Source organism: Aquimarina algiphila (assembly GCF_947494415.1).
Taxonomy (GTDB): Bacteria; Bacteroidota; Bacteroidia; order Flavobacteriales; family Flavobacteriaceae; genus Aquimarina; species Aquimarina algiphila.
The window spans coordinates 423,584-437,625 of the sequence record NZ_CANLVC010000002.1; the positions used below are offsets into that span (position 1 = coordinate 423,584).

Here is a 14,042-nt window from a genome sequence, read left to right on the forward strand (position 1 = left end):
TATCTTTCAGTTTTTGTCTTGTACTTACATGACAATTTTAATACTCGAAAGATCTTTAAAAACGCAAAATACAAGAAATGAAAAAAGAAATAACTATAAGGAAAATGATTAATTTTTTTAGTCTAGTCCTATTAATAAGTTTTACGAGTTGTAATGATGATTGGGAACCAACGATTGATCCAATAGAATCAGGTGATCTAGTGGTTAAAACCTCTCAAGTAATTAATGAGTCTTATATCGGGAATGGAGCACAATGGGATCCATATCCACAAGCATATAGATACTGGGGAACACCGATTAGTGATGCTGATTGGAATAAACTATATACAAGATTAGATTACATGAAACCTAGTTTTATGCGTGTTGTAATAGGTTCTTATGATAAATATGCATTAGCTGGTGCAGATGAATACAACCCTGAAGATCTGTTTGAAGGTCTAAATAAAATATTACAATATTGTCAGGATAATAACATAACTGTAATGTTAGGAGATTGGGGATACAATCAGGTGGATATCAATAGTGAAATGATTTTTGAAAACAGGCTAAAGAATGCTGCACGATACATAGATTTTTTAGTTAGAGAAAAAGGGTTTACATGTATTAAACATTATAGTACGATTAATGAACCTAATCTTGGAGGTTCTGCAACTGATGGAAATTATGAACTATGGAAAAACGCTACTCAATATTTTTATCAAGAATTAGAAGCCCTTGGAGTTACAGGTAAAGTAGGAATAGCTGGTCCAGACATTGCTCCTTTTACTAGAGATATAACCTCATGGATAACCGATACAACAAATGATTTTGGGGATAAAATATCGCTATATGATATACATACATATCCTCCAAGAGAGTGGATGTTCAATGGTGATTATGACGAGTTCTTAAAAATTTACAAAGATGCTACCCCTGCAGGTTCCCAAATCGTTATAGGAGAATTTGGGTTTAAGTATGAAACAAGTACTTCTACAATGGATACAGAGTTATTTAGGCAAAACCTTAGTGCAATTAACTCAGACCCAAATGTTGCACGTGATTCTAATACATTGATAGATGAGTTTTTTCATGGAGTTGATATTGCTGCGGCAACTATGAAAATTGTGAATGCAGGATACTCTGGAGCTGCCACATGGAATCTGGATGATGCAATGCATAGTGGTTCAACATCTGGGCAGGATCTAAAAATTTGGGGATTCTGGAATATTTTAGGACAAGAACTTTTGGGTAAACCCGAAAAAGAGGAATTAAGACCTCATTTCTACTCATATTCTTTACTTACTAGATACATGCAAACAGGAGCCAAAGTCTTTACCGTTGACATTCCTAACAGAATTGGCTTGGATGCAATCGCAGTAGAAAAAGATGGAAAATATATGATTGCAATTAATAATATATATACTGAAGAACATTCTCTAAACATAAAATTTGATAACAAATTACAGCTTTTTGAAGCCAAGAAATTTATATACAGAGAAAATGACAGAAAAGTTGATGATAATGGTTTTCCGGTTCCTACTGAAGAAGGATTAACTCTAGATTTTGGTGCTGGAGAAGATATTATTATTCCTGCACAAACACTAACAGTCATTACTAACTTTGACTATTAAACGATAAAAAATAATAACCCATATTCTTTTAATCATAAACAATATTCTTAAACATATTAAACTTGTCTATGGTTATTTACACTAAAAAAAGATCAAAAAATGTCTCATGACAATACTATCCAGCGACAGATAGATACATTTCGCTTAGAAAAATATATAAACAATCCTATTTTAAAACCAAACTATACAAATGACTGGGAAAGCCTTGTAGTTTGCAATCCTGGAGTATGGTACGAAAACGGGAAATTCTCCATGTTATATAGAGCTGCTGGAGATGACGAAGAACACTATATAAGATTTGGCTTAGCAGAGAGTACCGACGGAATTAATTTTACAAGAGTATCTGATCAACCTGTATTTTCACCAAGCGTTGATGGCCCTGATATGGGAGGAGTAGAAGATCCTCGTATTGCTAAATTTGGAGATGATTTCTATATTACATATGCTTATAGACCATTTCCTCCAGGACAATATTGGAAATTTGAACATGATGTCATTCTCCTTCCAGAATCTGGAGAAGATACTCCTTTGGTATACAAAAAAAACATAGCAAACTCTGGTCTGGCTATTTCTAAAAATTTAAAAAAATTTAAACGCTTGGGAAGAATTACATCTTCTCATCTAGACGATCGTGATGTGATTCTTTTTCCTGAAAAGATAAACGGTAGATTTGCAATGTTACATAGACCGAAAGAATGGATTGGTGAAAAATATGGTGTAGATCAACCTGCCATCTGGATTCGATTCTCTGACGATCTAATGGTGTGGGAGGAAGAAAGCACTCTACTTTTTGGAGGAAGAACAGGGACTTGGGAAGAAAAAATTGGAGGAAGCACTCCCCCACTTAAAACCAAAGATGGTTGGTTAATCATATATCACGGAGTAGAAAATGGAGGTCAGGGATATTACAGAGCAGGAGCAGCTTTATTAGATCTTTATGACCCAACCAAAGTAATAGGAAGGTTATCAGATTGGATTATGGAACCTGAGCATGATTATGAATTAGAAGGATATTATAAAGGTTGTGTATTTCCTACTGGGAATGTCATTATTGATGATACATTATATGTCTATTATGGAGGAGCCGATAAATACATTGGTTTAGCAACCTGTAGTGTAAATGAACTGCTAAAACAACTAAAAAAATAATTTTCAATGAAAAAAGCAGCAATCAAAATCATTCTATTTTGTCTCTTTTGGGGAAATTTTTCCTGTAAAAATGAAATAAAAGAACCAAAACCAGTGGATGCCACCATTTCATTTTTAGAACAAAACACTATAGATTTTCCATTTATTGGACATGGTGTACAATGGTCTGCGTATCCACATGCCGACTCCGAGGACGCAGAATGGGGATTTTTAATGACTGATGAAAAATGGGAAGAGTTATATCGAAGACTAGACTATGTAAATCCACATATTATTAGAGTGATCGATTCTGCTGGTTGGCGCTATTATAAAGGTCTAGATAAAAAAGGAAATCCAATTATAGACTACAATTCACAAGAAGTAGCAACACTATATAAGCTATTGGATTATTGCCAGAAAAATAATATCACTGTATTATTTGGCGAATGGGGAGCTCCTGATTTTGGAAGAGAGGATAAAAACATCCCTTATATTCAATTAGCAAATGATGATCGATGGATTTCGATGATATCAGGTTTTTTACAACATTTAATTATAGATAAGAAATATACTTGTATTACCTACTATAATTTGGTAAATGAGCCAAATGGTTATTGGGCTTCCACAGATGGTGACTGGGATCAATGGAAAAATGGATATCTCAAATTAGCGGCAAAATTTAAAGAAACAGGCTTAGATAAATACGTACAACTTGCAGGTCCGGATGCAGTAGTACAATGGAATCATCCTACTCATCCTAAAAAAGCTATAGATTGGGTATATTCTACTGTTAGCGAACTCGATAGCGTAACTGCTTCTTATGATATTCATATTTATGCTGATCAACATCTGGTAAGAACAGGAAATTTAGAACGATTTTTACTCCCAATGGCAAAAGCAGCTCAAGATCAAAAGAAACCTTTTATTCTTGGAGAATTAGGAATGAAGTATACAGGTGAACTAAAAGAAGAAAATACAAAAAGAGGGCAAGCCGATCCATACGCCGGTGCAGATGACTCTAGCATGTTTGTCTATGATTATTTTTATGGAGTAGATATGGCTGATGCAACTGTACAAAGTATGTTAGCCGGTTTTGGTAGTGCAATTGCATGGGATCTCGATGATGCCATGCATACCGTTGGAGATTTAGGAGATAAAACTCAATTAAAAAAATGGGGAATGTGGAATATTTTAGGAAAAGAGTTAACGGGTGATATCAAAGAGTTAACTCCCAGGCCTTGGTCCTATACCTGGACATTACTTTGTAATTTATTACCTCCTGGATCAAGTATTATAAAAGGCACTGATTTACCAGAAGATGACAAAATAAGATATGTCGCAGCAAAACATGAGGATAATTTTACAGCAATTGTTGTAAATCAATCCAAAGAAGAAAAAAAATATTATCTAAAAACCGATATTTCTATTGCTGAAAAAACAGTATTTCTATATGAATATTCAGAAAATAACAGACCTGTAAATGCTTCAGGATTTCCCACTATGACAAAGGTACTAACAGATAAAATAGATGACCAAGGTGTTTACATTGAAGTAAAGCCTAATAGTGTCGTATTTGTAAGCACTATAGTTGTAAAGTAGTGAATATTATACCCAATGTAAAATCTTCTAAGAATTCAATTACAATATTAAAGTAAATTATGGGATACAATTTAGAATTAATAGATATTTTAGTTTTAGTCATATACTTCATTTTTGTAGTGTGGTTTGGTTTAAGGTATTCTAAAAAAGGTAGCTCTTCTACAGATAATTATTTTCTTGCTGGACGAAATATGACATGGCCCATTATTGGTTTCTCTTTATTTGCTGCTAGTATTTCCAGTACCACATTAATTGGTAAAAGTGGAGATGCCTATTCAACAGGAATTGCTGTTTTTAATTATGATTTAATTTCTGTTTTGGTAATGGTCTTTTTTGCCATGTTCTTTTTACCATTTTATATCAAATCAGGAATCTTTACTATTCCAGAATTTTTAGAAAAACGTTTTGATGTTCGGTCTCGGTATTATTTTTCTTTTATAACGCTACTTGGGTCTACTTTCCTTGATGCTGCAGGAGCTTTGTATGCCGCCGCATTGTTAATGAAATTGGTTTTTCCTGCTCTAAGTATTATAGAGTTATCTGTAATATTTGCCATTATTGTAGCTGCATATACTATTCCTGGAGGATTATCTGCAGCAATAAGAGTCGACTTGATACAAGGTATTATATTACTAGTGGGTACATTTATTTTGACATTTTTAGTGATGCAAAATGGAGGTATTGATTATCTAAAAGAACTTTTATTGAAAGAAGATTTAATGATGAAACTCATTAGACCAATGAACGATAGTTCTGTACCATGGTTAGGAATGATAGTAGGAATTCCTATTCTAGGATTTTATTTCTGGGGAAACAATCAAGTATTAGTACAAAGAGTACTTACAGCAAAATCAGTAGATCATGGTCGAAAAGGTATTCTTATGGTAGGTTTTTTAACAGTTCTAATCTTATTCGTCATCATTTTTCCTGCTGTCATTGGTAAACATTTATTTCCTGGCTTAGAGAAGAATGATATGATATATCCAAAATTAGTGATAGAAATAATGCCCGTTGGAATCTTAGGGCTTATGTTGGCAGCTATGGTCGCTGCACTTACCTCTTCGTTAAGCGCATTATTGAATTCTGTAGCTACTTTATTTACAATGGATTTTTATGTTAAAGCAAAAAAGAAGACTTCTCAAAAAGAGCAAGTCATTGTAGGTAAAATTGTTTCCATAATAGTCCTAATTTTAGCTTTGGTATGGATACCTTTTCTTGCAAAATTTGATTCTCTATTGAAATACTATCAAGAGATGCTTACGTATATAGCACCGCCAGTGGTAGCTGTATTCTTTTTGGGAATCTTTTGGAAAAGAATAAATAGACATGGAGCCTTTTGGGGACTTATGGGAGGAGCATTAATGGCTATAACAACTGTATTTCTTAAAATAGTTTTTAATTATGAACTACTTGGAGATTTTCATTTTCTTTTAAAAGTTCCTTTTTATTTTATAGGTAGCAGCTTGATTATTATTATAGTGAGTTTATTGAGTACGCCTGATGATTCAGAAAAGATTAAAGATTTTATCTGGACACGAAAAATATATCAGGAAGAGACTGAAGAATTAAAAGGAACACCTTTTTATAAAAATTTTAGATTTTGGTCAATAGTTTTAATCGTCTTCTGTTTTACAGTATTGTTTATGTATCAGTAAAAATGCTATCATTTTAATAAAAAATTCATGATAGTACTACCTATAAGCATAATACAATCACTTTTACCTATAAATAACAATTAGTTTTATACAAAGAATTTAAACCCTAAATTATGAATTATAACATTACTAAAAATCTTTTTTTTACTTTGAAAAGCATCCATTTAAGGATGCTAATACTCTTTTTTTTGTCCTTTACAAGTTTTATTATTCAGGCTCAAGATCCGGGAGCACCTACTGGATTATCTATTTCTAATGTAACCTCTACAGGGTTTACTCTTACTTGGGATGCGCAACCTACGGCCACAGGAACTAATATTTTCATTGTAGATCCTGCTGCCAGTAGTGGGGATGTATATATTACAACAGTAGCTGCTGGAGTCAATACTTTTGATTATTCAGGCACTTATGGTTCTATAACCATTCAGGATGGCGTAACTTACCTTGCTAAAATTCAACCTTTATTAGATCCTGATTTTAATAATTATGCTGATACTAGTGTAACTACTGCTGCTCCTACAGCAGACCCGGGAGCTCCAACGGGATTGGCAACTTCCAATATCACTTCTACTGGTTTCACACTTACCTGGGATGCAGATCCTAATGCAACTGGAGGAACTAATATTTTTATTGTTGACCCTGCAGCTAGTAGTGGAGATGTTTATGTCACCACAGTAGCAGCTGGAGTTAATACTTTTGATTATTCAGGTACTTATGGCTCTGTTAACATTCAGGATGGGGTGACTTATATTGCAAAAATACAAGCATTACCCGATGCTGATTTTAATGCTTATGCAGATGTATCTGTAACTACTGGCGGAACTCCTCCTCCTGTTGATCCAGGAACTCCCACTGGATTAACCATTTCTAATGTGACAGCTACTGGTTTCACACTTACCTGGGATGCAGACCCTTTAGCCATCAATGGAACTAATATATTTATTGTAGACCCAGCAGCTAGTAGTGGGGATATTTATATTACAACCGTAGCAGCTGGAGTTAACACTTTTGATTATTCTGGTACTTATGGCTCAGTCACAATACAAGATGGAATGACATATCTTGCCAAAATACAAGCATTACCAGATGCCGATTTTAATGCTTATGCAGATATTTCTGTAACTGCAAGTACTCCACCACCACCTGTTATTGAACCAGGAAAACCAACAGGTTTATCCATTTCTAATATCACTTCTTCTGGTTTTACACTTACCTGGGATACAGACCCTTTAGCCACAAATGGTACGAATATTTTTATTGCAGATCCAGTAGCTGGTAGTGGAGATGTATTTATCACAACTGTAGCAGCCGGAATTAACACTTTTGATTATACTGGTACTTATGGATCTATAACCATTCAGAATGGAGTAACTTACCTTGCTAAAATTCAAGCCTTGCCAGACACGAATAGCAGTGCATTTGCCGACATAGAAATTACTGCTCGTGATATTTCAGACCCAGAAACACCAACAGGATTACAAGTTTCTACTATTACAGCGACAAGTTTTACCATTAGTTGGGATGCAGATGCTAACGCTACCGAAGGATTTAATGTTTTTATTACCGAGCCCGGTGTTAGCAGCCAAGATATATTTGTAGCGAATATTCCTGCTGGTTCAACAAGCTTTGATTTTTCTGGTACATACGAGTCCATTACAATTCAGGATGGAAGAACTTATCTTGCAAAAATACAGGCTTTACCAGATGCTAATAGTAATGCTTTAGGTAGTATTGAAGCTACACTTCCAGAATGCCCTGCTGGTAATACAATGAGCTTATACCCTATTCCTGCAACAGATATTGTAAATGTTTTAAACCATGGTTCTTCTGTTATCAAAAAAATGACGTTGACTAATACTAATGGTGAAATAATAAAGATATCAAATGAAGCGCAACTAAATATTAATGATGTTGTATCTGGATACTATTTTGTTATCATTGAGGATCAAAACAGAAATAAAACCGTAAGAAAAGTAGTAAAACAATAATAGTTATTATCTACTTTTATTTGTTAGAGTGTCAATTTTTAGCAGAATGTAGTCATTTTTACAACTAAGATAAAGTTATTTTTACGGCGAAAAATCACCTCGAAAATTGAGGTATTTAGAACACTAAAAATCTTTTTTTGTCTTAAAACCTGTGCCTCTTGGCATTCTGTATCAGCAGCATCCCTACTTATGTTCAGGATCCAGGGGCACCATTTAGAATTAATAAAAAAGATTACATTATCAATTAAATAGAACAGATTAAATTGTCAAAATGTGAAGCCTTACTAGAGAAGTAAGGCTTTTTTTTATGTTTAATTCGTTAAAACATGAAACTATTTTTAGTTCTTAGAGTGTCTATTTTTAGCAGAATTTAGTCATTCTCACATTGACATTAAGTTTAATTTTACCCAAGAAGATGAATTCTCGATTTAGGAATTTTAGAATTAAACATCTTCGCCCCAAAAATTAAGTGCTTCTGGCTACCTTTTCTTCCCCCCTTAAATTTATTTTCCAATTTATAGGTTTGTTTCAGAGGCACTATCTGGGGTTAATATCTCAGTTTATATATTATCATCAAAAAAGCTACCTTGAGTTAACAGGTAGCCTTATTGATTGGCTGATAATTACTTATTTTTTAATCAACTTAATCATTGGTGCATTATCTACAGAAATAAAATACATACCTCTGCTTAAACCTGTGACATCTATTATATTATCAATAGCATTCGAATTTATCTTTTTTGATATTATTTCTTTTCCACTGAGGTTTAAAATACGCACATGAGCATCCTCGCTTAAGTTATAAATTGTAAATTTATCAGCAACTGGATTAGGCGCTATTAATAGATTTTGTTTATTAAAATGTAAGGACCGGTTTACTTTTTTATTTTCTGTTACCGTTACATTATTAATCTGGTCTGCATCTATCGCTTCTTGCCAATTTGTACCTAAAGGTCGTATATGCGTTTTAAATATATACCCAGATCCTGGTACTGGTGGTGAAGCTAAATTAACTGTGATTGATTTTACCTCTCTTCCCATAGGAACTATCCCTTTTTGCTGTCCCATCCAATTAGTAGACGACCAAAATTCTACTACTATTTCTCGATCTGTTGATGCCTCATAATCCAAATTAAAAGTATAAGAAGTAGTTGATGGAATTGCGGTTGGTGCATCCTTAAACGATACAAGGTCATCATACTCTATTATCTCCGAAATTATTATGTTATCTATCTGAGCCGTATCTAAAACTTTTTCTTTATTTGACCCAATCGGTCGTATATATGCTTTTAAAGAATATTGATCTCCTGGGACAGTAGGAGATTTTAATCTTAACATAATGGATTTTGATCCAAAACCAGCAGGAACAATTAACCGTTTACTGCTCGCCAATTGACCTTTTGGAGACCAAAACTCTGCTACAATCTCTCTATCTACTGTTGCTTCATACTTAACATTTATACTGTATCTATCGGCTATTGGAAGAGTTTTAATAATTTCAGGGAAAATAATAGAATCCTCACCCCCCACTACATCTTTATCGTACTTTTCGACTTCTAAAATCATAGAACTTACTCTTCCCCCACTATCAGGAAAGTTTACTGTAATTGTATTATCAACTTTTAATAATCCCATTGGAAAAGGGACATCTATTGTTCCAAAAAAATCATCTCTGTTTTTTTGGTCATACCCCTTCCAATTCGAAGGCACATGTACTTCTATACCATTTATTTTTACTATTGGAGATTTAGACTTATTATGTTTTCTTCCGATTGCCATTTTTAACGTAGCATAGCCGCTCCCAATATTCACCCCATTGTAAGCAAAAGAAATTTCTGTATTTGCTTCAATTTTCTGTAGGTGTTTGTCTGAGTAGTAGTTTGTACTTCTAATTGCATTTGAAAATACTAATGTAGTACCAAATGTATATTCTAAAACAACGGTTTCATTAGGAATTAACACTATAGTATTAGGTATTTTTTCAATTTCAATATCTGTATATACTGGATTGGCATTGTCATAAATCTTTAAACTTTTAACTCTTACCTTTTCTACACCTTGTAAATCAGAAATCATATTTAATGTAATGCTTTGTGCCGTATCATCCAGGTTATTTAATGCTACATAAACCTTATTATTTTTAGTAAAACCATGAATTTGAACATCGGGATTACTACTATTTACGTGGATTCTTTTTCCTTCTACATCAGACCATAATTTATAAAAATCTATTTTGGATGTATAACTCCAATCTGCTAAGATTGGTCTATTAGGGTTATCCGTAGGTATTATAGTCAATGGTCTCCATAGCGCCGGAACGTAAGTTTGATAATTGTTTGAAGCATTTATGTACCACGTAGCTTTACCTGTAATAAAAGGGATTGAAATTGCCATTCTATCTTCTCTATCTAATAGGTTAAACAAAATTGAGTTAATCGATTTTAGTGTCAGTGCACTTTTAATATCGCTATATCCCGCAGGATATCCTCTTTCTATCCCACCATACTCAGTAATGGCATGAGGTTTTACTACACCCCATTTGGTATAACTATAGGTCTCAATAAGATCTAAAATCGCTTCTGAATTACTTCCAGATCGTTTATTATCTTGTCCTGTAACATTAATCCCATCATAAAGATGAGTAGCAAAGGCGTCCATATGTTCTCCTGCAACATCCATAAACATTTTCATACGTGTATCCCAATGACCAAAATCCCAAAGCTCCATTGATGGCCAGGCACTAGAGTAACCAATTACCTTCATTTTTGCCAGCTCTGGTGTTTCATCAAACTTCTTACCAATAGCACCAAACCATTCTGCCATTCGAACTCTCATTTTTTGACCATCTGGTTGTTGTTCTGCAAATACAGCATCTCCAGAATGCACAAAAGGCTCGTTCATAGGTTCAAAAAACTCTGGTCGGCCGGTATCATTTACATGATTTTTATAATATTCTGCAGCCCAAGCTGCTCCAACCTCCTTACTTAAATTATACCGCACCACATTTCTAGGATGTTCGGTAGCTATAAAACGAGTAACATTACGTGTTGTAGTATCATCAGAATTGTTATAAGAAGGATACTCCCCTACAACTCCGGTTTTACTTTTTGCATATGAGAATGCTCCCCAAAATCCTCTGCCGGGTGTTACATTAAAATCTGTATAAAGTTTTTTGTGATCAGTATCATTTGAATTACTATGAATGGTGAAATATTTGGTTCTATCAAGTTCTGATATTTCTCCTAAATATCGTTCTGTAGATATATCAACATCTACTTTCGTCTGTGCAACGACGTGCTGTAATGACAAGATTGCCATTACCCACAGGGTAATGTTTAGAGTTTTCATGTTTTTGTGTTTTAATTTTGTTACTGGTTAATAAATATTATGATATGAATAGTTTTATCTAGAAATGAAGAAACCTGTTACAAGTTTCAAACTAGACAAAATGCCTTATTTTCAATTAGATATTATAATTTAGCATTATCACAAAGTAACTATGACACGTTTTTTTTAAAGAGACTATCAAAAAAACATCAACATGCAGTTTAGGAAACATAATTCCCCAAATTAAAAAGAAGAAAAAATAAACTGCTTAAAAGATTTGAAACAGCGCTTCTCTTTTTAAATGTCAATTTTACATTTAAAAATAATGAATATATTAACATTATGTATAAATTTTAACTAAATAAATACGGGTTTTTAACCTAAATCAGCAAAAACCAGAATATCACTATGCAAATCCATGAAACCGCTTTTGTAGTATCCACCTATCGATCTTATTTTGAAGAAATCAGCAAAGATATTTATGCCAAATTATGGAATAATGAAGCAACTGATGCTTTGATACCCAATATTTTGGAAAGTATTTCTAAAGATGAAGCAATTTTACATAGTCTTAGAAATCGTTTTTTCTATGAACGAATGATATCTTTCTTTACTGAAAATAATGGGGGTACTCTTATCAATTTTGGATCTGGATTCAGTATGTATCAATTTTTGATAAATGATAATGTAAGCACTATAGAAATAGATCAAAAAGATATCATCGAATATAAAAAAGAAAGAATTGATGATTGGATTAATCAAGGTAAACTTCCTCGAAGAGAAATTCGTTATACCGCAATAGACTTCAATCAAAGTGCTGAAGAAGAAATTATTGATACACTTCAGCCTTTAATCAAAAAAAGGCCCGTTTTTATTCTAGTCGAAGGAGTTTTATTTTTTTTAACTTCAAAAACCACTGATAAACTTTTTAGAGTTTTCAATAGACTACAAAATCAAGGAGGTTTAGTAGGTAGTGTAAGTTACCTTCCTGAAGTTAAAGAAACTTCGGTATATAATCGTTTACTTCATTATTTTGACAGTAATAACAACACCAATGATTCATTTAATCATCAGACGATAACAAACTCATTTTACAAAAATATAGAAGGTTACCTTTTGGAAGAGCATATAGACGAATTCGAACTAGCTAAAATTTATGCTCCTGATAACATCATTAAGAGTAAAACTGATATTCTTAATGAGAATATGTATATTTTACGTAAAAGTTAGATGTTGATGTTTTTTTCATTTCTAAAACAAAATTGTATCATTATTTTTTCCAAAATATTCTTATTTCGAATTATTTTTTTGTGTTTCATTGAGAATTGAAAATCGAGTATGTTTTTATGTGGGAAATTTCCCCATACCTGTGCAATGTTTTCCGATCTCCTAACAGCTTTATTTGCCTTTAAGCATAAAACTGATCATTGTCTGTAAGAATAATCTTATACGCTGAAAACCAAGCTTATACGTTGATTTTTATTAAACTTTTTGGTGACTTCAATAATAAATTCTTGTTAACTTTGCCCAAAAGTAAATTAGTAAAATATAAATTAATCAAAATCACTTATTATGAAACAAAAGTACTTATTGGGGTATTCTTTTATTGCTTTATTTTTAATTTTTGCTTCTTGTAGCAAAGATGAAAATGAAATCGTTGAAAATGGAATTGTGGAATCTGAAAAAGTTACATTAGAGCCTGATTTTATTGAAAATGATGGATCAGAAGGAATAGAAGATGAAGTACAATTAGAAGAAGAGGAAGCACCTTCTTTAACAGAAAATAACTCAAAAACTTACGGTCACCGTAGATATAAATTACTTACTCCGTCAGATGTAACTCCTGCAGATTTAGAAGCATGTGGTCAAACGACAACTATGCCATTATTGGTAGGGTCTAGAAAAATAGAAGTTGGTAACGTTAACGTATCTAATGATGAGGAAAATTTATACTTAACCTTTAAGGCTAATAGCAATTACCTTATGAAAAAAGTATATCTATATATTGGGGCAAAACAAAATATTCCTTTTTATTCTAATGGTTTTCCTAACCTACGTAAATTTAACTACAAAGCTTTTCCATACTATTTTGGGGGGATGAAAGAAGCTACTTATGTTATTCCATTATCTTCAATAGAATTAGATTGCTTCGAGATAGTAGCCTATTCTAAAATATACAGTAAGAAAAGTAATTGTTTCTATACTTCGTTTGCTTATGACCAAACTTTAGATCAAGAATATACTTATTATAATCATTACTATGGTTGTGTTTACTATGGTGATTGGATAAGATCATTTGAGTATTGCAAGCAAACATGTAAAGCTGATTGTACAGAAGTTTATGGATATCATGAAGATTGCGGAATCTGTGAAAATGGTAATCTTAATACATTCTTTGCATATTCTTTCCTTGATCGTAGAGGTGAAGCTGGTGTTGATGTAGAATTAATCACAAGTCCTGAGGGATGTGATATTACCAATAGTGAAGAAGTTGGACATATCAATATTTCTTCTATCAGTGAAACTAAGTTAAAAATAGAGTATCAACTAAGTACTGGGTATGAAATGTGTGAGTTAAGTTTTAGTTATGGTATTTCTAGATTTAATACTCCTAATAACTATTCTCAGCAATTTGACACTCCTACAACTTCTTATAGTTTTGAAATAGATAAGCTTACAGGAGCTAACATTTATTTAGATAGTAAGGCTCAAATTACTAGTAGTAATTAATCAGT

Annotated in this window: 8 protein-coding genes; 7 read left to right on the forward strand and 1 reads right to left on the reverse strand. The window is 32.9% G+C overall.

Annotation, left to right across the window (positions count from 1 at the left end; all coding sequences use genetic code 11):
- The first annotated feature begins 77 nt into the window (after positions 1 to 77).
- From PQF96_RS04325 to PQF96_RS04345, 5 genes are all read left to right on the forward strand, one after another.
- The gene (locus PQF96_RS04325) at positions 78 to 1,610 is read left to right on the forward strand and encodes a cellulase family glycosylhydrolase (protein ID WP_109438959.1); all 1,533 of its coding nucleotides are present in this window, start codon (positions 78 to 80) and stop codon (positions 1,608 to 1,610) included.
- 99 nt (positions 1,611 to 1,709) lie between these two features.
- Positions 1,710 to 2,759 (forward strand): glycoside hydrolase family 130 protein, encoded by a 1,050-nt coding sequence (locus PQF96_RS04330; protein ID WP_109438960.1) that lies wholly within the window; start codon positions 1,710 to 1,712, stop codon positions 2,757 to 2,759.
- Positions 2,760 to 2,765: 6 nt separating this feature from the next.
- Positions 2,766 to 4,337, forward strand: a complete 1,572-nt coding sequence (locus PQF96_RS04335; RefSeq protein WP_271765208.1) for a hypothetical protein — start codon at positions 2,766 to 2,768, stop codon at positions 4,335 to 4,337.
- Positions 4,338 to 4,396: 59 nt separating this feature from the next.
- The gene (locus tag PQF96_RS04340; protein ID WP_143917573.1) at positions 4,397 to 5,992 is read left to right on the forward strand and encodes a sodium:solute symporter; all 1,596 of its coding nucleotides are present in this window, start codon (positions 4,397 to 4,399) and stop codon (positions 5,990 to 5,992) included.
- Between the two features lie 113 nt (positions 5,993 to 6,105).
- Positions 6,106 to 7,980 carry a T9SS type A sorting domain-containing protein gene (locus PQF96_RS04345; protein WP_271765209.1) on the forward strand — a complete coding sequence of 625 codons (1,875 nt, stop codon included), beginning with the start codon at positions 6,106 to 6,108 and terminating at the stop codon, positions 7,978 to 7,980.
- A 627-nt stretch (positions 7,981 to 8,607) separates the two neighbouring features.
- On the opposite strand, the gene PQF96_RS04350 is transcribed toward PQF96_RS04345, so the two are convergent.
- Entirely contained in the window at positions 8,608 to 11,328 is a 2,721-nt protein-coding gene (locus tag PQF96_RS04350) for a T9SS type A sorting domain-containing protein (protein ID WP_271765210.1), read from the reverse strand.
- A 387-nt stretch (positions 11,329 to 11,715) separates the two neighbouring features.
- Between PQF96_RS04350 and PQF96_RS04355 the strand changes: the two genes are divergently transcribed.
- Both PQF96_RS04355 and PQF96_RS04360 read left to right on the forward strand, forming a co-directional pair.
- The gene (locus PQF96_RS04355; RefSeq protein ID WP_109438965.1) at positions 11,716 to 12,537 is read left to right on the forward strand and encodes a class I SAM-dependent methyltransferase; all 822 of its coding nucleotides are present in this window, start codon (positions 11,716 to 11,718) and stop codon (positions 12,535 to 12,537) included.
- Positions 12,538 to 12,879: 342 nt separating this feature from the next.
- On the forward strand, positions 12,880 to 14,037 hold the full coding sequence (locus tag PQF96_RS04360) for a hypothetical protein (protein ID WP_143917570.1): 1,158 nt from the start codon (positions 12,880 to 12,882) through the stop codon (positions 14,035 to 14,037).
- The last annotated feature ends 5 nt before the right edge of the window (positions 14,038 to 14,042 follow it).